Here is a 19,859-nt window from a genome sequence, read left to right on the forward strand (position 1 = left end):
CCTTGGCCTAGTCGCTCTTTGCGGGGAAACTCGTGCCGATGACTTGGCCGTCCAGTTGGCCGCTCTCAAGGAGTTGGAGCACTTCCGCTATCTCGCTGGTCGTAAAGCCGGGGTGGATGGGGAAGGACTCGTAGCTTGTGGTCGGGAAGTCGTAGTTCGATTCCGAGACAAAGAACTCCCCGGCCCCGGCGTCTTCCATAACCTTGCGCATCTGCTCGGCGGCCACCGAGGTCCCTTCCGGGTATGCTGCGCTACCCTTGCCCGGCTCGATCGGGAAGCAGTTGAAAAACACACCGCTATCGGCGGGCAGACGTTCGTCAGGCTTCTTTTCCATCCCGCCAATCTACTCCGAACAGCCCCGCCTCGCCAGCGGGGTTTTTCATGCCCGCAGCCGTGAGGGTGTCTCACCACCCCCACGGCCCCGACTGACCAGTCACGGCCAGCCGCACCACGCGCGGCGGCTGAAAGCTGGACCATCCCCTTCACGAAAGCGAGTCACCGCTATGCCTGACAGCCGACCTTCAATGACGAAGCTTCAGCGGGAAATCGACCGCGTGGACGCAGCGCAGGACAAGCACGAGGCTGAGTGCGCCCTCCGCTATGGGGAGTTGAACGCCAGCATCCGCGACTTGAAGGACGGGATGAAGTGGGTGATCAGGCTTGGCGCTGGCATCGCGTTCAGCCTGATGAGCTGGATGGCCGTGCAGCTTTGGGACCACACCCAAGCTGACATCGAGGCGGCCCGGTATGAGGCGAGGGCTCCGCAATGACCGTGGAGCAATTGAAGCATCTGATCGGTGATCTGGCCCGGCCCTATTGCCTGATCGCCACCGGCACGGCGACGGCGACGGCGATATTCTCCGCACAGGATGCAGGGATAATCACCGCATCGGGCGCGGTCCTGATCGCCCTCTACGGCTTCCGGTCGTGGGAGAACACCCGCAACCGCCCGGGCACGCATCCCGAAGGCTGACCCCCACTACAATCCAGGAGAACGCGATGTCCAAAGCTGCGGACAACGAGCGGTTCGTCATGGTCTTTCAACAGGCGCATGGGCTGACGGCTGACGGCTGGGCGGGGGAGAAGACGTTCGGCGCGCTGACGGCGGATGTAGCGGAACCCGCTACGGCCTACACGCCCGGTACGATCACCGAACGCATGGCCCTGGAACTGATCGGCCATGAAGCCATCGTGCCGGAGTGGTATCTGGACAGCAAGCGGGTCGGGACATGGGGCATCGGCGTCACGAACGCCTCGGGCCACAACGTTGATCGCTATAAGGACAAACCCCAGACCATCGCCCGGTGCATCGAGATTTTCCTGTGGCTCTGCCGCACGAAATACGGCCCCGAGGTGCTGACGGCGTTCGCCGGCCACACGCTGAGCGAGGCTCAATACGGCGCGGCACTAAGCTTCCACTACAACACCGGCGCCATCAAGACGGCCTCATGGGTCAAGTCCTTCAAGGCCGGGGATCTGGAAAAGGCCCGCGCTGAGATCATGAACTGGCGCTCGCCCGCCGAAATCATCCCCCGCCGTGAGAAGGAACGCGACCTGTTCTTTGACGGCAAGTGGTCCGGCGAAGGGAAGGCGACCGTCTATGACGTCAGCAAGCCCTCCTATTCCCCCCGCTGGTCCAGCGCCCGCAAGGTGGACATTCGCGCGGACATCGCTCTCGCACTGGGGGCCGCATGATCTGGGCCATCAAGCTACTGTCCGGCGCTCGCGCACTGGCCCGCAACACCCCATGGCAAGTCTGGGCCGCCATCGGTCTGCTGATCCTGGTCCTCTCCTTCGGCGGCTATTGCGCTCACAGGGCCGCACAGGGCGAGAAAGCCCGTCAGGCCGCAGAGCAAGCCAAAACCGAACAAAGGGCCTCCAGCAGCCGGGAAACTGCCTCTGCGGAGCGTCTGAACGATACCCTCACCATCCGTGATCGCCAACAGGAGCGAGACGACGATGCCGAAGCCCTCCCTGATGCCGTGCCTGATGATCGTGAGTTGCGCCGTCGTTGTCGCCAGTTGCGGGAGTCCGGCAATGATGGCCTTCCCGCCTGCGCAGGACTTGGCGGTTGAGCCCAAGCCGGTTCCGCCGGTTGAGGTTCTGACCAGCCGCGTGGCCGGGGAGAAATACGACAACGCCCTAGAGGCTCACGGCGAGCGCGGTTGGGCAGCCGTTGCCCGACTCTGCCGCCATTTCGACCGCATGGGAATGCCGGGGCTTGATTGCCCGCAACCGGAGCAAGGCGAGTGAGCCCCAGACCCGAACCGCTGGACGAAACCTTTCTCCAGTTTTGCCAGACGGACCGCCAGCGCGAATACGTCGAGTCGGTCATCCGGCACAGCAGCGTCATTGAGGCGGTGCGAGAACTTGGGATTGATGAACGATACGTCCGCAAGGTGCTGGCGGACGTAAGGAAGCGGGCGGCAGAGAAAGGCCACGCGCCGGGCCACTGGAATGACGGGACCGCCCCCGGGTATCGGATGGGGAAGGTCACCGTCCAGCGCGGGCCGGGCGGGGTGGAGCGGGTGTGGGAGCGCCAGCATCCCGAAGGCCAGAGATTAGAGGACATCATCGCCCGATGCGACGAGCGATTGCAGGACTTCCCCAGGTTCCCCGCCATCGCGCCGCCGCCCGCCACGAACGCCAGCCTGACCAACTTCCTCGGCTTGTTCGACATGCATATCGGGGAGAAGATCAGTTCCGACGATCCGGCGGGCCGGTGGGATGTCGCCACGGCCAAGCGGACCATCATGGCCAGCGCGGCGAACGCCATCGAGCGAGCGCCCAAGGCCCAACGCATCGTGGTCTGCTTCGGCGGTGACGCGGCACACTATGACGGCCTGTCGCCGGTCACGCCCCGGTCAAAGCACGTCCTCCACTCCGATGGCGACTTTGACGACATGGTGGATGCGGTACTCGACGTGGCCGTCTATGTCATTGACGCAGCCCTCAAGTCGCACCGAGAGGTTCACGTCATCTGGGCCGAAGGCAACCACGACCTTGCGTCGTCGGTGTTCATGCGGAAAATGCTGGCGCGCATCTATTCCGGCGAGCCGCGCCTTTCCGTCGTGCAGTCGAAAGTGCCATACTACGCCCTGCGCTTCGGCAAGGTGATGATCTGCGTTCACCACGGCCACGGGGCGAAGCTGACCGATCTCGCCGGGGTGTTCGCCTCCATGTTCAGACCCATGTGGGGCGAGGCCGAATACGCCTACGCGCACGCAGGACATCAGCATCATATCCATGAGAAGGAGCGCGGGGGGCTTCTGGCCACTCAGCACCCGTCCCTGGCCCCCTCCGACGACTACGCGCTAGGCAAGGGGCTGATTTCGAGGCGCGGCTGTCTGCTGGTCACCTACCACGATGCATATGGCGAGGTAGCGCGGACCACGACCCGCCCTGAAATGCTCGGTGTGTTCGATGCCGCCGCCTGACTTCATCCTCGGCTCCCCGGAACATCTGGAATGGATGGCGGTCCAAGCTGAAAAGCAGAAGCGATATTCCCGCCGCCGCGTCCGCTATGGCCGAAAGCACGGCCTGTACGGATATGACAAGCCGTTCCCCGGAGAGGTGGACTGGGAGGATGAGGAAGAGGGGTAACCGCCCGTCTCTGGGCGATAAACCCGCCTTAGCCCCACTACACCCCAGATAATGGCTATTACGCCCGCTGCCCTTTACGGGGTGGCGGGCGGTTTTTGCGTTTTACAAACCGCGCGCAACGCATTGATTTCAAACAGGCCGATTTCGGCGCGTTTTACAGTGGATGCGTTGTTTTTGCGGGAGAAACAGGTGCTTAAGAGTCAGCTGCTCTACCAACTGAGCTAATCACCCGAACCATCGTACGCCTCGCCGGACGCATCCGGCGAAGGGCGGACCTCCTACTAGCTCATGGGTGCTTTCGCAAGGCTTTTGCGTGGGTCATGATGCCGGACGGGAATGGAGGGCGTGATGGCGAGGCGGGATCTGAGCGGGGCGGTGGATTTCTCGGTGCTGGAGCGGACCACCGGCGGGGACGACGGCGTGTCGGAAGAGGTGCTGGCCCTGTTCGCGGAACAGGCGGCCTTGTGGGCGCCCATGCTGGAGGCCGGGACCGACGGCTGGCGCGACGCGGCCCACACCCTGCGCGGGGCGGCGGCGGGCATCGGGGCCGGCGACCTGGCCCGCGCCTGCGCCGAGGCGGAGGCCGGGGACGGCGCCGGGCTGGGGCGGGTGCGCGACGAACTGGACCGGGCGCTGGCCGACGTGGCGGCCTGGCGGCATGAGCTGATGCTGCGGTCGCTGAAGGGCTGAGGCGCGGCGGGGGCGCCCTTGTCATCCCGGCCGCAGCGCAGCGGAGAGCCGGGAAGGCATGTTTGAAGCCCGCTCATCCCGGCGAAGGCCGGGATCCAGATGGCAGGCTCGGCCTCCGCGAATTTTATCTGAGTCAGGATTTCCAACCATCCAGCCTTATGATCTGGGCCCCGGCCTTCGCCGGGGTGAGCGGATAGAGGGGGCGGACCGTACCGCCCCGTCCCGGATAGCGCCTGACGGCGCTTCCGGGATGACAAGGCGGGTCAGGGGGCGGGGCCGGCGTCATTGCCCTCGGCGCCCGAAAAACAGTGCAACCGGAGTGCAAGGGCCTCGTCGGCGATGGCGCGTTCGGCCTTGCCGGAGAGGGCTTCCAGCTCGGCGACGAGGCGGGTGAGGTCGTCGGCGGGGTTGCACTCCGGGTCCGAAAAACAGTGCAACGGGGGTGCAAGGTCGGGCTGGAGGGCGGCCTTTTCCGCCTGGCGGGCGATGGCGGCCAGACGGGTGGTGAGGCGCACCAGATCGCCGGTGGGGTCCGGTTCGGGCTCTGGGTCTGGCTGGGGCGGTTCGGGTTCGGGCGTGTGGGCCTCCGGAGCGGAAAAACAGTGCAAGGGCCGTGCAATGTCTTCCACCCCGGAGGCGCTATGGGCCGCCTCGCGGGCCTGCTGCGCGTCGCGGGCCTCGATCTCCGCATAGGGCACCAGCGGCTTGAGCTCACGGTACAGGCGCAGCCAGCCGCGGGCCTGGATCAGCTGGCCGGCGGCCACGGCGGCCTGAAGCATGGCCCAGCATTTGTCGACCATCTCCAGGGTGGTGAGGGGCTGGTCCCGGATCGCGCCTGTCGGCGCGTCCGGGATGACAAGGGGCTCGTCCTGTGACGCCGATGCCGGGTCCGGGGCGAGAGAGGGGGCGGGCTGGTCGGCGCGGCGCCAGCCTTCGATTTTCGCGCGATGGCGGAAGGTGCGCAGGCTGAGGCCGTGGCGCTCGCACACCTCGGGCGCGCTCCCGCCGGCCAGATAGTCGGCCCTTGCGGCGGCCCAGCAGGCGCGGGCCTTGGCGGCGTCAAAGGCGGGCGGGCTGTCGGGGAGGTATCTGAATTTGATGTCCATGCCGGACAGTGTGAGGCGCCCCCGGACACGGCGGTGCAAAAGGCGGGATTTTCTGGTCGGGGCCTTGTTTTGAGAGGCATTGGCTTGAGAAAATGCGGGATTAACGGGGGCGGTGGATGCAGCCCCGGGGTTTGCGGGGCGCCCGGGCGTTGCCCTTCGCCCGCGCCGGGTTAGGGTGACGGCTTCGGGATGGCGAGGAGCGGCGGGCATGGGGCGTTCGGCGGTGAAGGGCCTGGCGGCGCTGGCGGCCTGTCTTGGCCTGACAGCCTGCATCACCCAAAGCGACGTGGTTCTGGCGCCGGACACGCGGGGCGTGGTGATCCATGCCGGAACCGGTCAGCCGGTGGAGGGGGCGCAGGTGCGTCATGCCCGCCCCGACGACGGGCCGACGGTGGTCACGGGGGCGGACGGCGGCTTCACCCTGGAGGGCCGCACCGAAAGGCGTCTGATCCTCACCCATCCGCTGGGCGGCGGGGTGTTTCGCGATGCGCGACAGGTGCGGGTGTCCGCGCCGGGTCTGGCGGACGGCTACGCCACCGCCGGCTTCGTCAACAGCTGGTCGGGGCCGGGCCCGACCCTGTACGTGGCGCCGGTGCTGATGTTTTCGGCCGAGGCCGGTGAAACGCCGCTGCACGCCCTGATGCGCGACTGCATCCAGCGGCCCGACCAGCATCACGCGGTGCATGTGGCGGCCTATATGGGACGCCTTGATCGCCACAGCCCGCCGGACTGGATGGACGCCGACACCGTGGACGGGCTGATCGAGCATCTGGATCGCGTGCTGCCGTTTTCTGGCTTTGACGCCTGCGCGCAGGGGGAAGCGGCCAGGGCCCTGTTCTCGGCCCAGATGGCGCCCCTGAGGGCGATGGAAACGCAGCGGACCATCGTGATGCCGCGCCCGGAGTGACCGGGAGGGTTTCTGGCGCATGCGGCGGGGCGGAGGTTCGCTTCCCGGAGTTGAGGATGTGACTGCTCATGACCCGTTGCGGACGTCCCGAGCCAATGTGAAGAAGACGCATGGAAAGACGCAAACTAACGGACGAGGAACGTCATTTCCGAAAGGTCGGGAGTGGCATTCCATTCAGTCGTTGGTGGCCCGCCCTAGCGATATTCATTGCTGTTTCCATCGTCGCTTCCTCTACCGAGATTTTCTCGCAGTGTGTGGGCTCGGCGCTGGAGGGTACTGGTCGTCGAACCGCATACATCAGGATGGCATTGGCATACCCATGCAGCCCCTTCCTGCTGCGCGGCGATATATTGGATTGGTCCCGTTTCGCTATTCTTTGGGCGCCATGGCCGTTTGCCATTTTGAATTGGCGGTGGGCGAAGCGTCAGCGACAGTTTTGGAATGCTATTAGATTGCGGGAGGCAGAACGCCGGAAGGCAAAAAGGACAGCCAGCAAGCTCGCAGGCAAATGACTGCCCACCACCCTTAAGCGAAATTCCTATGGCGCCCCCTACTCCGCCGCGAACGGATAGGGGCTGACCGACTTGGCCCAGTCGTCGACGGTGAGGGGGCGGCCTTGCGGGGGTTCGGCGCGCTGGGGGCAGGGGTGGCGGTCGCACAGGCGGCAGGCGGGGCCGATGCCGGTGACTTCCGGGGCGTCGAGGTTCAGGCCGCGGGCATGGATCAGGCGGTGGGCGTGTTTCAGCTCGCAGCCGAGGCCGACGGCCAGGTCGTGATCGTGGGTGCCTTGTCTGGGCACCGTGCGGGCGAGGGTGAACCAGCGCTGGCCGTCGGGGGTCTCCACGATCTGGGTCAGGACGCGGCCCGGCGAGCCGAAGGCGTCGTGCAGGCGCCAGCGGGGGCAGCCGCCGCCGAACCGGGCGAAGGGGAAGGCGGCCGAGGCGTAGCGCTTGGACACATTGCCCGCCCGGTCCACACGGATGAAGAAGAAGGGCACGCCGCGCGCGGTGGGCCGCGACAGGGTGGTCAGCCGGTGGGCCGCCTGTTCGAACGAGACGCCGAAGCGGGCGCACAGGCGGTCCATGTCATAGCCGCTCTGTTCGGCCAGGGCCTGAAAGGCGGCGTAGGGCATGAGGATGGCGGCGGCCAGGGTGTTGGCCAGCGACACCTTGAGCAGGCGCGCCGAGGCGGCGCCCGGCGGGGCGGCCTGATCCACCAGGGCCTGAAGCTCGCCGCCGTGCTCCATCAGACCCAGCTGATAGGCCAGGGCGAAGGCGCGGGAGGCGGGGGACAGCACCTCGGAGATCAGCAGGCGCTTGCGGTGCGGGTCGAAGCGGCGGGTCCATTCCACCATCACCTCGGCGGGCATGACGCGCACACCCATGTCGTGGCGGGCCTTGAGGCGCTCGCGGAGCAGGGCTTCGGGCCCGGCGGTGTGGAGGGTGGCGGGGTCGGGCGCCAGATCGTGGCTCAGCGCCTCGCCCATCAGGTCCAGTTCGGGGAAGTGGTTGCGGCGGGCCTGAATGTGATCGCGCACCCAGTCGGCGGGGCCGGCGGTCTCGGCGGCCGGAGCGGCGGGGCGGCCCTGCGACATGGCGCGGTACAGGCGCACCACCGCGTCGGCGGCGCCGGGCAGGTCCTCGGCCAGCTGCAGGATCTCGTGGCGCGGGATGGGGATGCCCTGGAACAACGGGTCGGCGAAGACCTCGGCCAGGGCCGCCTCGCCGCCGGGCCCGGTCTGGCCGCCGAAGGCCCGCAGGTCCACGTCATAGGTCTCGGCCAGCCGCAGCAGCAGTTGGGCCGAGACGGGGCGCTGGTTGCGCTCGATGTGGTTCAGGTAGCTGGGTGAGACCCCCAGATCGGCCGCCATGGCGGTCTGGGACAGGGCGAGCTCGCGCCGCAGCCGCTTGAGGCGTCCGCCCAGAAACAGTTTTCGGTCGGCGTCGTCGCTCATTCGGTCATGATGTCATGAAGTGACTGACAAAAGCTAGTCACGATGTGACCAATAAGCGCGAAAGGTGGACGTGCAGCGGGTGCAATCCGGGCGCTCGCATGTTTTCTGGCCATCGACGCGGCGACGAGGCCGCAGAATCGGTTGTCGGAGACACATCATGACCACTTTCGCGGAACTGGTTCCGGGCGCCCCCGAAGGGCGGTTCGACGGGATCGAGCGTCCCTATGGCCCCGAAGAGGTGGAGCGCCTGCGCGGCTCGTTCCCCATCCAGCACACCCTGGCCGAGCGCGGCGCCAACCGCCTGTGGGAGTTGCTGCACACCGAGCCCTTCATCAATGCGCTGGGGGCCGTGACCGGCAATCAGGCCATGCAGATGGTCCGCGCGGGGCTGAAGGCCATCTATCTGTCCGGCTGGCAGGTGGCGGCGGACGCCAACACCGCCTCGGCCATGTATCCGGACCAGTCGCTGTACCCGGCCAATGCGGCGCCGGAGCTGTGCCGCCGCATCAACCGCACCCTGCAGCGCGCCGACCAGATCGAGCACGGCGAGGGCGGGGCCAGGCGCGACTGGTTCGCTCCCATCGTGGCCGACGCCGAGGCCGGCTTCGGCGGGCCGCTGAACAGCTTCGAGATCATGAAGGCCTTCATCGAGGCGGGGGCCGCGGGCGTCCACTTCGAGGACCAGCTGGCCTCGGAGAAGAAGTGCGGCCATCTGGGCGGCAAGGTGCTGATCCCCACCCAGGCCCATGAGCGCAACCTGATCGCCGCGCGGCTGGCCGCCGACGTGATGGGGGTTCCGACCCTGACCGTGGCGCGCACGGACGCGGAGAGCGCCCAGCTGATCACCTCGGACGTGGACGAGCGGGACCATCCCTTCATCGACCGCGAGGATCGCACGCCCGAAGGCTTCTTCCGCCTCAAGGCGGGCACGGGACTGGACCACTGCATCGCGCGGGGGCTGGCCTATGCGAAATACGCCGACCTCTTGTGGTGGGAGACCTCGCACCCGGATCTGGACGACGCGAAGCGCTTCGCCGAGGCGATCCAGAAGAAGCACCCCGGCAAGCTGATGGCCTACAACTGCTCGCCGTCGTTCAACTGGGAAGCCAAGCTGGACAAGCCGACCATCGCCAAGTTCCAGCGCGAGCTGGGCGCCATGGGCTACAAGTTCCAGTTCGTGACCCTGGCCGGGTTCCACAGCCTGAACAACGGCATGTTCGAGCTGGCGTCCGGCTACCGCGACCGGGGCATGGCGGCCTATTCCGAGCTGCAGCAGCGTGAGTTCGCCAATGAGGCCGCGGGCTACACCGCCACCCGGCACCAGCGCGAGGTGGGCACCGGCTATTTCGACCAGGTGGCCATGACCATCTCGTCGGGGAACTCGTCCACCACCGCCCTGAAGGATTCCACCGAGACCGCCCAGTTCGTGGCGGCGGAATAAGGAGCACTGCCATGACCGAGATCAGAAGCGCCGACGCCATCATCGACTTCTGCCTGGCCCCTCTGGGGCTGGACGGGGGCGGGGCGGCCGAGCGGGAGGTGCGGCACCGCATGGCCCATGTCATCAAGACCTATCAGGCGCGCATCCCCCAGCCGGTGGCCGTAGACTTCAACGCCATGCCGCCGCTGGTGATCAACGAAGCCGCCCACGGGTATGAGTAGATGACGTCAGTCTCCCTCCCCGTCCCGGGGAGGGGGCTGAGCCGAAGGCGAAGCGGGCGGGGGCGGCCAGGCGATGCAGCGAGTCTGTTTCTCCGGGCCCCCCCACCCGGCCGCCGCTTCGCGACGACCGCCCTCCCCGGACGGGGAGGGAGAAGGAGATTCAATGCCCCTCGACACCCTGACCGACCCCGCCATCCGCGTCACCGGCCCCGTGGAGGGCCGTGCGGGCGAGATCCTGACGCCGGAGGCGCTGGCCTTCGTGGCCGATCTGCACAGGCGCTTCGACGCCCGGCGGCTGGCGCTGCTGGCCGAGCGGGACGTGCGGCAGAATCGGTTCGACGCGGGGGAGACGCCGGACTTCCGCGCCGACACCGCCCACATCCGGGACGGCGACTGGCGCGTCGGGACGATCCCGGCGGAGCTGCTGGACCGGCGGGTGGAGATCACCGGCCCGGTGGACCGCAAGATGGTCATCAACGCCCTGAACTCCGGGGCGAAGGTGTTCATGGCCGATTTCGAGGACGCCACCAGCCCCACCTGGACCAACCAGGTGGAGGGGCAGGTCAATCTGAAGGACCTGTGGGCGGGAAGCCTGTCGTTCGACGATCCGAAGAGCGGCAAGGCCTATCGCCTGAAGGACAAGCGCGCCGTCCTGAAGGTGCGGCCGCGCGGCTGGCACCTGCCCGAGCGGCACATGACCGTGGACGGCAAGTCCGTGTCGGGCGCCCTGTTCGACTTCGGCCTGTACGCCTTCCACAACGCGCACGCGGCGACGAAGGCCGGGTCGGGCCTGTGGTTCTATCTGCCCAAGCTGGAGACCATGGAGGAGGCGGCCCTGTGGGACGCCGTGTTCCGCCGCGCCCAGGACGCGCTGGGCCTGCCGGCGGGCAGCTTCAAGGCCACCGTGCTGATCGAGACCATCACCGCCGCCTTCGAGATGGACGAAATCCTGCACGCGCTGAAGGACCACATCGTCGGTCTGAACTGCGGCCGCTGGGACTACATCTTCTCGACCATCAAGCGGCTGGGCGGCAATCCGGACTTCCTGACCCCGGACCGGTCGGCCATGGTCATGGGCGACGCCTTCCTGAACGCCTATTCCCTGAAGCTGATCGATGCGTGCCACCGGCGCGGGGCGTTCGCCATGGGCGGCATGGCGGCCCAGATTCCGGTCAAGAACGACGAGGCCGCCAACGCCGCCGCCTTCGCCAAGGTCAAGGCGGACAAGGAGCGCGAGGCGTCCAACGGCCACGACGGCACCTGGGTGGCGCACCCGGATCTGGTGCCCGTGGCCATGGCGGTGTTCGACCGCCTGATGCCCGGCCCGAACCAGCTGGACCGGCCCCTGTCGGGTCAGGACATCGGCCGCGACCGGCTGCTGGAGATCCATCAGGGTCCCCGCACCGAGGCGGGCCTGCGCGAGAACATCCGCGTCGGCATCCTCTATACGGAAGCCTGGCTGGGCGGGCGCGGGGCCGTGCCCCTGTTCAACCTGATGGAGGACGCCGCCACCGCCGAGATCAGCCGCACCCAGGTGTGGCAGTGGCGCACGCTGTCAGCCCACCTGGACGACGGCCGGGTGGTGGACGAGGCCCTGGTGCGGGCCCTGATCGAGGACGAGATCCGGCGCATGCCGGGGGACCTGCCGCATCTGGAGGAGGCGGTGCGCCTGTTCACCGACCTGTGCCTGGCCGAGAGCTGCGAGGAGTTCCTGACCCTGCCGGCCTACGTCGCCCTGAAGGACTAGGTTGGTCTCAAAAGGCGCGCAGGGCGCCCTGCTGAACTGCAGACGTTTCGGGTGGCTGTTAGGGGTGGAAAGCGGACCCTAAGCCCTAATCCGCATCGGATGATGGGGGTTACGCTGGATGAAGGCGTCAACCTCTCGCAACCCTTCTGGAAAGCGTTCGGCGTCGGGAAAGCTGCGGTAGCTCCAAAAGCGGAACCCTGCATCCCAAAGCCGGCGCACCTTATCCCACTGAGCCTCATCAGACTTCTTGGGTGCCTTGAAGCTTCTCCCCATCAAGGCCAATGGGCCTCTGCAATGAGGACACGACTGCATGGTATCGCCTTGGCGTTTCCATGACTTCCGACAGTCAAAACACGCGTGGGCGATCAGGTATTCAGGCCCCCGATGATATGGAGGCACGTGCTGTCCGGTGACCTTTCGGTTGCCGACCGATCGACGCAGTTCCATGCGCTCTGACTTGCTCGGTGGATCGCTCATCAGGCCATCTTGAGGCAGGCAGAAAACGTCCGCAACGGGTCGTGAGCCGCCGTTCCCATCTTGCCGACCAGCCCACCTTGAACGGGGCGCGTCGGGCGAGCGCCTCTGAAACGCGGTCCCGTGATGCAGTCGGTCGGAACCCCCCGGCCTGCGCATGGTTTCCTCCCCAGTAGAGGAGACAGCCATGAGCAAGCATCCAGCCCCCCAGGACCAACCGGTCAAAGGTCCCGACGATCTCAAGCGTAACCCCGGCATCGGACAGGGCGGCGGCGTGTACCGCCGCGAGGGTCTGGAACCCATTGAAGGCGAAAGCACGGTGGTCGGCGACACCGCCAACAACGTCCAGCCGGACGGGTCGGTCGATCCCGACGATCGCGGCCGCGCGAACCGCTAGCCCTTTAACCCGGCGACCCGGCAGGACGGCAGCGGCGGCAACCGCGGGCAAGCCTACACTGCTGGAGGCCTGCCGCCTGCGCCCAACTGAACAACGTCGCGCCGCGCCCCGAGCCACGGCCCGCATACAGGATTCAAGTATGACCAAGCTACGCTACCCCGACGGGACGTTTGTCGTCGTCGCCAGCGGCGAGGAGGCCAAAACATTTCATGTAAAGGGCGGGTCTCTTACGCACGCGGCCAACTGGGGCCCTACCAACCTGGCCGACGAGGGACCGTCGGGAAAAAGTCCGCCCGATGCATCGGCCAGCGATCTCAACGAGGCGACGTTTTCGAAGCAGATCGCCGAACGGCTTTACAAAGCCGCAAACGCCGGGCGCTTTGACCAGCTCATCCTGATCGCCGACCCCCGCACCCTGGGTGAGGTCCGGCCGCTTCTTCACCAGGTCGTGACGGACAAGCTTGTTCTCGAACAGGCCAAGACGCTGATCAACTCGCCTGTGGAGGACATCGAGCGCTCGCTGCAAGACTAGGGTCGATGGCCGGCGCAGATCCTCTCACAGGCTGGAACCGCCCGCGCCTCGACGGATGGCGAACACGGCAGGCCCCCGGGCAGCCAGTCAGTGGGAAGCACACGTCAGCCTGTGGCAAATCGGGCGCCGGCTGGCGATCAGGCGCCTAGGCCGCCGCCTCGTCCATTCGGACCGTCGCGCGGCCGAGGGTCGTGACCAGTTCGATCAGCGCCTCGGCGCCGAAGGGCTTGGACAGGTGCCGGTCGGCGCCGGCCTCGCGCGCTGCGTCCACGTGTTCGGGCAGGGCGTTGGCGGTCAGCATGATGACCGGGGTGCGCGGCGCGCCCATGGCCGCTTCGTGCAGACGGATTTCGCGCGTGGCGGTCAGGCCGTCCATGACCGGCATCTGCATGTCCATCAGCACCACGTCGAAGTCCGCGTCGCGGAAGGCGGACAGGGCCTGGGCGCCGTCCTCGACCATGACGAGCTCCACGTCGATCTGCGACAGGATCAGTTCCACCACCTTGCGATTTGTGGGGTGATCGTCAGCCACCAGCACGCGAAGGGGACGATCCTCGGACGTGTCCTTGTTCCGGTCGATCGCGGTCTGCTGAACCGTCGCGGCCACCTCGCGCAGGTGCAGGGTGAGGATGAAGGTTGAACCGCCGCCCGGCTCGCTCTCGCAATCCAGATGCCCGTCCATGATGCCGGCCAGCTCGCGGCAGATGGCCAGTCCCAGGCCGGTGCCGCCGAATTTGCGGGTGATGGCGCCGTCCGCCTGCTCGAACCGGCTGAACAGGCGCGCCCGTGCGGCGGAATCGAAGCCGATGCCGGTGTCCTCGATCATGAACCGGAAGACCGGCGCGCCGTCGGCGCCCTGACCGCGCGACACCGACAGGCTGACGAAGCCCTGGCTGGTGAATTTGACGGCGTTGGAAACCAGATTGGTCAGGATCTGCTTGAGGCGCACCACGTCGCCGTCCACCCAGACCCGGGTGTCCTCCGGCGCCTCCACGAAGAAGCGCAGGCCCTTGTCCTCGGCCTGGGCGGAATAGAGCTGGGCCGCTTCGTGGACCGCCTTGTGCAGATCGAAGGGCTCGGTGCGCAGCTCCAGCCGTCCGGATTCCACACGCGCAAGGTCCAGGATGTCGGACAGCAGGTGCTGCAGGGTCACGCCGGATGAGCGGATCAGCGCCAGCATTTCCTGCTGCCGCTCATTCATGGGCGTGCCGGACAGGGCCTGGGCGACGCCGATGACGCCGTTCAGCGGGGTCCTGATCTCGTGACTCATGTTGGCCAGGAAGGCGGACTTGGCGCGATTGGCGGCCTCGGCGGCGTCGCGGGCGGCGGCCAGAGTCTCGGCGTCCCTTTTCAGGTCGGTGATGTCGTTGACCAGGGTGACCACGCCGCCGTCGGCGGTGCGACGATCCTGCACCTTCAGCCAGCGGTCGTCGGAGGTCTTCTGCTCCATGGCGCAGGACAGATGGCTTCGCGCCGTCATGCGCTCGTTCAGCCAGTCCGCCTCGCGCCCCTCGGCCTCGGGATAGTGCCCCTTGTCGATGCCGATCTGGACGATCTCGCGGAAGGTGGCGCCCTGTTTGAGAATGTCGGCGATCTCGGGATTGATCTCGGCGTAGCGGGCGTTCCAGATCACCAGCCGGTCATGGGAGTCATAGAAGGCCAGGCCGTCGGGCATGGCGTCGATGGCCTCGCGCAACTGGGTCAGCATGCTGGCCCGCGACCAGAAGTTCAGGGCCTCGACCACGGCGGCGGCGGTCACAAGGAAGGCTGCGAAAATGACCGCGCTGATCGCCATGCGGGATCCCGCATCCGCCTCGACGGGGGGAAGGGCCATGTCGGGGATGATCGCGGCGGCGGCCATGCCGCTGAAGTGAAGGCTGCAGATGCCCAGCACCGCCAGCAGGGCGGCTCCCGCCGTGCGCCGCCAGCCCGGGCCCATAACCAGCATGGCGACCGACCACAGCACGCACGAGACAATGACGCCGCCGCTCACCAGACCGGCGTCCCAGACGACGATCCCCTGCAGCTTCACGGCCGCCATGCCGGTGTAGTGCATGGCGGCGACCGTGCTCCCGATCAGGACGCCTGCGAGGATGCGTCCGGCCGGGGAGCGCACATGGGCGGCCACCAGCAGACCCGCCGCCAGGCCGCAGGCGGCGATGATCAGCGACCCCATGGTGCTGAACAGGTCATAGTCGAACCGGGTGACGGGCTGGAACGCCAGCATGGCGATGAAGTGGGTGGTCCACACGGTTACGCCGCCCACCAGTCCGGCGACCAGCAGCATCAGATCCCGTTCGCTGTGCTTGCGGTTTTGCGACTGGTTGAACAGGCGCATGCAGGTGGTCGTGCCCAGCACGCACACCAGAACGGCCGCAATCAGCAGCCGCCAGTCGTGTTCAGTCGCCAGACAGGTGAGCGTTTCGCGCACGGTTCCCCCGGAGTTCGTCCTTTTACTACGGTGAAGGTGTGAAAAAGGGCTGAAACCGGCGTTCGAAGACGCCACACTGTCGCTCATGGCGTACAGGCTTCGCCTGGCTGGACCCCTCATGACCGAAACAAAGCCCTCCGCCTTTTCGCTCGACATGGACACCCTGAGACACTGGGGGCCGGGATTGCTGGCGCTGGCCGTGATGGGCCTGACCGCCGCCGCGCATCCGCAGGCCGCGCCGGCGCTGACCGTGGGCGCGGCCCTGACCCTGCTGGCCCTGGTGGTCCTGCGGCGGCGTCCCGCCATGGTCGCGGATGTGGAGGAGCCCGAGGCGCGGCCTGACCTGCGCGACGTCACCCTGGCCACCGAGGCGATGGAGGCCCTGCCCGATCCGCTGCTGGTGATCGCGGGTGACGACGCCGACGACGTGGGAGACCGCACCATCGTGCGGGCGAACGCCGCCGCCGCCGAGCTGCTGCGCCTGCCGTCAGGGGTTCTGGACCACCCCCTGCACGCGGCGATCCGGGACCCGAACCTGCTGGAGGCCGTGGACGAGGCGCTGTTCGGCCGTCGCACCCAGATGATCGACTACCAGCCGGGGGGGACCCAGGATCGACACTGGAGCGGGTGGGTGGCGCCCTTGCCCGATCAGGGCGCGGGCGAGGGACGTCTGGCGATCCTGCGCCTGCGCGACGAAACGGACTCCAAGCGCGCTGAACTGATGCGCGTGGACTTCCTGGCCAACGCCAGTCACGAGTTGCGCACGCCCCTGGCGTCCCTGTCCGGCTTCATCGAGACCTTGCGGGGGCACGCGCGCGAGGACGCGGTGGCGCGGGAGAAATTTCTCAGCATCATGGCGGTTCAGGCCGAGCGCATGACGCGGCTGGTGGCGGATCTGCTGTCGCTCAGCCGGATCGAGCTCAATGAGCATATTCCGCCGTCCGGAAAGGTGGATCTGGCCGGGGCGGTGTCAGACGTCGTGGACGCCACCGGCCCCCTGGCCGCGCGGCGCGGGATCCGGCTGAACGTGACCCGCGAGGGCGAAGGCTCCACCAATGTGACCGGCGAACGGGACCAGCTGATCCAGGTGATCCAGAACCTGACGGACAACGCCATCAAATACTCGCCGGACGGCAGCGAGGTGGACATCGCCCTCACGGTGAATGTGAGCGCTGACGAGGCGGCCGCAGGGCGCATGGCCGAGGCCGCCGGCCTGCCGCTGCTGACGCCGGACCGGGATCCGGAGGCCCGCTATGTGCTGATCACGGTGCGCGATCACGGACCGGGGCTGGCCCGCGAGACCATGCCGCGCCTGACCGAGCGGTTCTACCGGGTCGAGGGACAGAAGAGCGGAGAGCGGATGGGGACGGGGCTGGGCCTGGCCATCGTCAAGCACATCGTCAATCGTCACCGGGGCGGCATGACGGTGGAGAGCGTGGTCGGTCAGGGGGCGACCTTCGGCGTCTATCTGCCCCTGCGGCGAGCCTCTTCCCGCTGAAATCCATCAGCGGACGGACGATGTTACAAAACTGTCTCTGAACCGTCGTAATGCGGCGGCGGGCCGTCGGCATACGGGCCCGGCGAGGCGGCCTCTCTTTCGATTCGCCCTCTTCGTGCGTCTGGACGGTGAATGTTTCTTCTCTCTCTCCTGGTGCTGGCCGCGTTTTCCACGGCGGTGTTCGTCTTCGCGAGGCGGGCGGCCCGTCGCCGTGCGTCCGCCGTGCGGGCCCATAGCGGCGCCGGCTACCACGGCGCCCTGGCGCTGATCTGGGCGGCTGCTCCGGCCCTGCTGATCCTGATCCTGGCCTCGGTCTTCGACGCCCGCATCGAGCGCACGGTGCTGGCCGCCTCCGCCCCCGAGGCGGTGCAGCTGCTGGACGCGCCGCGCCGGAACGCCTTCATCGAGGATGCGCGCATCGTCGGCGCCGGCGGCATGCCGAGGCAGGTCTGGACGGGGGATCTGGCCGCCGCGCTGCAGGAAGAGGCCGGCCGTGCGGGGCGGGTGGACGCCGCCCTGGCCTGGGGCGGCATGATCGCCGCCGTCCTGGCCGCCCTGATCGGCGCGGCCCTGGCCTGGCGACGGCTGGCGCCGCAGACGCGGGCCCGCAACCAGGTCGAGGCCTTCGTGGACGTCGCCCTGTTCATCTGCTCCGCGGTGGCGATCCTCACCACCATCGGCATCGTGGCCTCCCTGCTCTTCGAGAGTCTGCGCTTCTTCCAGATGGTGCCCATCACCGAGTTCCTGTTCGGGACCCAGTGGTCGCCCCAGATCGCCATTCGCGCCGACCAGGTCGGCTCCACAGGGGCGTTCGGCGCGGTGCCCCTATTCGCGGGCACCTTCCTGATCATGCTCATCGCCATGATCGTGGCCGGACCGATCGGCCTGTTCTCGGCCATCTATCTGGCGGAATACGCCGGGCCGAAGCGCCGGGCGGTGATCAAGCCGGTGCTCGAGATTCTCGCCGGCGTGCCCACGGTGGTCTACGGCTTTTTCGCCGCCCTGACGGTGGGTCCGTCCTTCCGCGCGTTCTTCAACTGGATCGGCGCCCAGCTGGTGGGCGGGCCGCTTGACGGCCTGGGCCAGCACCTGCTGCTGGTGCAGAACCAGATGGCCCTGGTGGCCGGCGCGGTCATGGGCATCATGCTGATCCCGTTCGTCTCGTCCCTGTCGGACGACATCATCAATGCGGTGCCCCAGTCCCTGCGCGACGGCTCCTACGCCATGGGCGCGACGAAGTCGGAGACCATCAAGCGGGTGGTGCTGCCCGCCGCCCTGCCGGGGATCGCGGGGGCCTTCCTGCTGGCCGTGTCCCGCGCCATCGGCGAGACCATGATCGTGACCATGGCCGCGGGCCTGGCCGCGCGCACCACCCTGAACCCGCTCGAGACCGTCACCACGGTCACGGTCCAGATCGTCACCCTTCTGACCGGGGACCAGGAGTTCGACAGCGCCAAGACCCTGGCCGCGTTCGGTCTGGGCCTGACCCTGTTCGTCGTGACCCTGATCCTCAACTTTGCGGCCCAGCGCATCGTCCAGACCTACCGGGAACAATATGACTGACGCGACCCTGCCCCGCGCCGGCGCCTCCGGTCGCAGCACCGCCCAGCTGAGGAAAAGCCTCAAGCGCCGGCATGCGCGCGAGCGGCGGTTCAAGCTCTACGGCGTGCTGGCCATCGCCATCGCGATCGGTTTCCTCGCCCTCCTGCTTGGCCGCATCATCGAGCAGGGCCACACGGCCTTCTGGACCCATACCGTCCAGACCGAGGTCTATCTGGACCCCGCGCGCATCGACCCGCTCTATCCCGAGGGGACCAATTTCGATCAGCTGGTGGCCGAGCAGCAACTGGTGCGGGTCGGCGTGCAGGACGACGAGGCCATGACCGCCTCGCGCGACATGCGTCAGCTGATGTCGGCGGGCGTCGCCTTCGAGATGCAGCGGCTGGTGCGCGAAAATCCGGAGGTGATCGGCGATCGCATCACGGTGACCCTGCCCATCGGGGCGGACGCGGACCTCTACTACAAGGGCCAGCTGGACGGGGAGGGCGAGGAGCAGTTCCGTCGCCTCAACGACCGCCAGATCTTCTGGCTGGACCAGATGCGCGAGCAGGGCCGCATCAAGGCCCAGTTCAACACCAGCCTGTTCACCCGTTCCGATTCCACCCAGCCGGAACTGGCGGGGGTGCTCGGCGCGGTGGTGGGCTCGGCCCTGATGCTGCTGGTGACCGCGTCCCTGGCCCTGCCCATCGGGGTGGGCGCGGCGATCTATCTGGAGGAGTTCGCGCCGAAGGGCCGCATCACCGACATCATCGAGGTGAACATCAACAATCTGGCGGCGGTGCCCTCCATCGTCTACGGCCTGCTGGGCCTGGCCGTGTTCATCAACTGGATGCATCTGCCCAGATCCTCTCCCCTGGTGGGGGGTCTGGTGCTGGCCCTGATGGCCCTGCCCACGGTGATCATCGCCACGCGCAGCGCCCTCAAGGCCGTGCCCCCCTCGATCCGCGAAGCCGCCCTGGCCATGGGGGCGTCCCGGACCCAGGCGGTGTTCCACCACGTGCTGCCCCTGGCCATGCCGGGCGTCATGACCGGCGCCATCATCTCCATGGCCCACGCCCTGGGCGAGACCGCCCCGCTGCTGCTGATCGGCATGGTCAGCTTCGTGCCCGGCGTGCCCGAGGCCATCACCTCGCCCTCCAGCGCCCTGCCGGTGCTGGTCTTCATCTGGGAGAATGCGTCCGAGCGCGCGTTCCATGAGCGCACCGCTGCGGCCATCATGGTTCTCCTGGTCTTCATGATCATCATGAACGCCGCCGCCATCTATCTGCGGCGCCGTTTCGAACGTCGGTGGTAGTCCC

Annotated in this window: 20 protein-coding genes; 16 read left to right on the top strand and 4 right to left on the bottom strand. The window is 67.5% G+C overall.

Annotated elements, in window-relative coordinates; all coding sequences use genetic code 11:
• Window positions 1-7: 7 nt before the first annotated feature.
• On the bottom strand, window positions 8-334 hold the full coding sequence (locus ACK4FB_RS08215; protein WP_409750379.1) for a hypothetical protein: 327 nt from the start codon (window positions 332-334) through the stop codon (window positions 8-10).
• Between the two features lie 190 nt (window positions 335-524).
• Between ACK4FB_RS08215 and ACK4FB_RS08220 the strand changes: the two genes are divergently transcribed.
• The 7 genes from ACK4FB_RS08220 (at window position 525) to ACK4FB_RS08250 (ending at window position 4,293) form a co-directional block, all read left to right on the top strand.
• The gene (locus ACK4FB_RS08220) at window positions 525-770 is read left to right on the top strand and encodes a hypothetical protein (RefSeq protein ID WP_409750382.1); all 246 of its coding nucleotides are present in this window, start codon (window positions 525-527) and stop codon (window positions 768-770) included.
• Entirely contained in the window at window positions 767-973 is a 207-nt protein-coding gene (locus ACK4FB_RS08225) for a hypothetical protein (protein ID WP_409750385.1), read from the top strand. Before ACK4FB_RS08220 ends, ACK4FB_RS08225 begins: the two co-directional genes overlap by 4 nt.
• Window positions 974-999: 26 nt before the next feature.
• The gene (locus ACK4FB_RS08230; protein ID WP_409750388.1) at window positions 1,000-1,695 is read left to right on the top strand and encodes a glycoside hydrolase family protein; all 696 of its coding nucleotides are present in this window, start codon (window positions 1,000-1,002) and stop codon (window positions 1,693-1,695) included.
• Window positions 1,692-2,075: a hypothetical protein gene (locus ACK4FB_RS08235; protein WP_409750391.1), complete on the top strand. Its 384-nt coding sequence runs from the start codon at window positions 1,692-1,694 to the stop codon at window positions 2,073-2,075. The genes ACK4FB_RS08230 and ACK4FB_RS08235 overlap by 4 nt, the downstream gene beginning before the upstream one ends.
• Before the next feature lie 174 nt (window positions 2,076-2,249).
• Window positions 2,250-3,437: a hypothetical protein gene (locus tag ACK4FB_RS08240; protein ID WP_409750394.1), complete on the top strand. Its 1,188-nt coding sequence runs from the start codon at window positions 2,250-2,252 to the stop codon at window positions 3,435-3,437.
• On the top strand, window positions 3,424-3,603 hold the full coding sequence (locus ACK4FB_RS08245; RefSeq protein WP_409750397.1) for a hypothetical protein: 180 nt from the start codon (window positions 3,424-3,426) through the stop codon (window positions 3,601-3,603). The genes ACK4FB_RS08240 and ACK4FB_RS08245 overlap by 14 nt, the downstream gene beginning before the upstream one ends.
• A gap of 348 nt (window positions 3,604-3,951) precedes the next feature.
• On the top strand, window positions 3,952-4,293 hold the full coding sequence (locus tag ACK4FB_RS08250) for an Hpt domain-containing protein (RefSeq protein ID WP_409750400.1): 342 nt from the start codon (window positions 3,952-3,954) through the stop codon (window positions 4,291-4,293).
• 263 nt (window positions 4,294-4,556) lie between these two features.
• Here ACK4FB_RS08250 and ACK4FB_RS08255 read toward each other — a convergent pair whose 3' ends face one another.
• On the bottom strand, window positions 4,557-5,399 hold the full coding sequence (locus ACK4FB_RS08255; protein ID WP_409750403.1) for a hypothetical protein: 843 nt from the start codon (window positions 5,397-5,399) through the stop codon (window positions 4,557-4,559).
• Between the two features lie 208 nt (window positions 5,400-5,607).
• On the opposite strand from ACK4FB_RS08255, the gene ACK4FB_RS08260 reads away from it, so the two are divergent.
• Window positions 5,608-6,306 (top strand): carboxypeptidase-like regulatory domain-containing protein, encoded by a 699-nt coding sequence (locus ACK4FB_RS08260; protein ID WP_409750406.1) that lies wholly within the window; start codon window positions 5,608-5,610, stop codon window positions 6,304-6,306.
• 550 nt (window positions 6,307-6,856) lie between these two features.
• Here ACK4FB_RS08260 and ACK4FB_RS08265 read toward each other — a convergent pair.
• Entirely contained in the window at window positions 6,857-8,260 is a 1,404-nt protein-coding gene (locus tag ACK4FB_RS08265; protein ID WP_409750409.1) for a short-chain fatty acyl-CoA regulator family protein, read from the bottom strand.
• Window positions 8,261-8,417: 157 nt separating this feature from the next.
• Here ACK4FB_RS08265 and aceA point away from each other — a divergent pair, with 157 nt between their 5' ends.
• The 5 genes from aceA to ACK4FB_RS08290 all read left to right on the top strand — a co-directional run bounded on the left by aceA (window position 8,418) and on the right by ACK4FB_RS08290 (window position 13,072).
• Window positions 8,418-9,701 (top strand): isocitrate lyase, encoded by a 1,284-nt coding sequence (aceA, locus tag ACK4FB_RS08270; RefSeq protein WP_409750412.1) that lies wholly within the window; start codon window positions 8,418-8,420, stop codon window positions 9,699-9,701.
• A gap of 11 nt (window positions 9,702-9,712) precedes the next feature.
• Entirely contained in the window at window positions 9,713-9,922 is a 210-nt protein-coding gene (locus ACK4FB_RS08275; RefSeq protein ID WP_021696737.1) for a hypothetical protein, read from the top strand.
• Window positions 9,923-10,085: 163 nt separating this feature from the next.
• The gene (aceB, locus tag ACK4FB_RS08280) at window positions 10,086-11,669 is read left to right on the top strand and encodes a malate synthase A (protein WP_409750415.1); all 1,584 of its coding nucleotides are present in this window, start codon (window positions 10,086-10,088) and stop codon (window positions 11,667-11,669) included.
• Between the two features lie 661 nt (window positions 11,670-12,330).
• Complete coding sequence (locus tag ACK4FB_RS08285; RefSeq protein ID WP_409750418.1) at window positions 12,331-12,540, top strand: hypothetical protein; 210 nt, start codon at window positions 12,331-12,333, stop codon at window positions 12,538-12,540.
• A gap of 139 nt (window positions 12,541-12,679) precedes the next feature.
• Window positions 12,680-13,072, top strand: a complete 393-nt coding sequence (locus tag ACK4FB_RS08290) for a host attachment family protein (RefSeq protein ID WP_409750420.1) — start codon at window positions 12,680-12,682, stop codon at window positions 13,070-13,072.
• A gap of 145 nt (window positions 13,073-13,217) precedes the next feature.
• On the opposite strand, the gene ACK4FB_RS08295 is transcribed toward ACK4FB_RS08290, so the two are convergent.
• On the bottom strand, window positions 13,218-15,503 hold the full coding sequence (locus tag ACK4FB_RS08295) for a response regulator (RefSeq protein WP_409750423.1): 2,286 nt from the start codon (window positions 15,501-15,503) through the stop codon (window positions 13,218-13,220).
• 118 nt (window positions 15,504-15,621) lie between these two features.
• Here ACK4FB_RS08295 and ACK4FB_RS08300 point away from each other — a divergent pair, with 118 nt between their 5' ends.
• From ACK4FB_RS08300 to pstA, 3 genes are all read left to right on the top strand, one after another.
• Entirely contained in the window at window positions 15,622-17,001 is a 1,380-nt protein-coding gene (locus tag ACK4FB_RS08300; protein WP_409750426.1) for a sensor histidine kinase, read from the top strand.
• Between the two features lie 132 nt (window positions 17,002-17,133).
• Window positions 17,134-18,564, top strand: coding sequence for a phosphate ABC transporter permease subunit PstC (gene pstC / locus ACK4FB_RS08305; RefSeq protein WP_409750429.1), 1,431 nt, complete (start codon window positions 17,134-17,136; stop codon window positions 18,562-18,564).
• Window positions 18,557-19,855: a phosphate ABC transporter permease PstA gene (pstA, locus tag ACK4FB_RS08310; protein ID WP_409750432.1), complete on the top strand. Its 1,299-nt coding sequence runs from the start codon at window positions 18,557-18,559 to the stop codon at window positions 19,853-19,855. Before pstC ends, pstA begins: the two co-directional genes overlap by 8 nt.
• The last annotated feature ends 4 nt before the right edge of the window (window positions 19,856-19,859 follow it).

Source organism: Brevundimonas sp. (assembly GCF_046299535.1).
Taxonomy (GTDB): Bacteria; Pseudomonadota; Alphaproteobacteria; order Caulobacterales; family Caulobacteraceae; genus Brevundimonas.

What these genes read in the sequence shown, in the direction of transcription:
- ACK4FB_RS08215 (WP_409750379.1), bottom strand. Translation starts at nt 334, where the DNA reads ATGGAAAAGAAGCCTGACGAACGTCTGCCCGCCGATAGCGGTGTGTTT.
- ACK4FB_RS08220 (WP_409750382.1), top strand. Translation starts at nt 525, where the DNA reads ATGACGAAGCTTCAGCGGGAAATCGACCGCGTGGACGCAGCGCAGGAC.
- ACK4FB_RS08225 (WP_409750385.1), top strand. Translation starts at nt 767, where the DNA reads ATGACCGTGGAGCAATTGAAGCATCTGATCGGTGATCTGGCCCGGCCC.
- ACK4FB_RS08230 (WP_409750388.1), top strand. Translation starts at nt 1,000, where the DNA reads ATGTCCAAAGCTGCGGACAACGAGCGGTTCGTCATGGTCTTTCAACAG.
- ACK4FB_RS08235 (WP_409750391.1), top strand. Translation starts at nt 1,692, where the DNA reads ATGATCTGGGCCATCAAGCTACTGTCCGGCGCTCGCGCACTGGCCCGC.
- ACK4FB_RS08245 (WP_409750397.1), top strand. Translation starts at nt 3,424, where the DNA reads ATGCCGCCGCCTGACTTCATCCTCGGCTCCCCGGAACATCTGGAATGG.
- ACK4FB_RS08250 (WP_409750400.1), top strand. Translation starts at nt 3,952, where the DNA reads ATGGCGAGGCGGGATCTGAGCGGGGCGGTGGATTTCTCGGTGCTGGAG.
- ACK4FB_RS08255 (WP_409750403.1), bottom strand. Translation starts at nt 5,399, where the DNA reads ATGGACATCAAATTCAGATACCTCCCCGACAGCCCGCCCGCCTTTGAC.
- ACK4FB_RS08260 (WP_409750406.1), top strand. Translation starts at nt 5,608, where the DNA reads ATGGGGCGTTCGGCGGTGAAGGGCCTGGCGGCGCTGGCGGCCTGTCTT.
- ACK4FB_RS08265 (WP_409750409.1), bottom strand. Translation starts at nt 8,260, where the DNA reads ATGAGCGACGACGCCGACCGAAAACTGTTTCTGGGCGGACGCCTCAAG.
- aceA (WP_409750412.1), top strand. Translation starts at nt 8,418, where the DNA reads ATGACCACTTTCGCGGAACTGGTTCCGGGCGCCCCCGAAGGGCGGTTC.
- ACK4FB_RS08275 (WP_021696737.1), top strand. Translation starts at nt 9,713, where the DNA reads ATGACCGAGATCAGAAGCGCCGACGCCATCATCGACTTCTGCCTGGCC.
- aceB (WP_409750415.1), top strand. Translation starts at nt 10,086, where the DNA reads ATGCCCCTCGACACCCTGACCGACCCCGCCATCCGCGTCACCGGCCCC.
- ACK4FB_RS08285 (WP_409750418.1), top strand. Translation starts at nt 12,331, where the DNA reads ATGAGCAAGCATCCAGCCCCCCAGGACCAACCGGTCAAAGGTCCCGAC.
- ACK4FB_RS08290 (WP_409750420.1), top strand. Translation starts at nt 12,680, where the DNA reads ATGACCAAGCTACGCTACCCCGACGGGACGTTTGTCGTCGTCGCCAGC.
- ACK4FB_RS08300 (WP_409750426.1), top strand. Translation starts at nt 15,622, where the DNA reads ATGACCGAAACAAAGCCCTCCGCCTTTTCGCTCGACATGGACACCCTG.
- pstC (WP_409750429.1), top strand. Translation starts at nt 17,134, where the DNA reads ATGTTTCTTCTCTCTCTCCTGGTGCTGGCCGCGTTTTCCACGGCGGTG.
- pstA (WP_409750432.1), top strand. Translation starts at nt 18,557, where the DNA reads ATGACTGACGCGACCCTGCCCCGCGCCGGCGCCTCCGGTCGCAGCACC.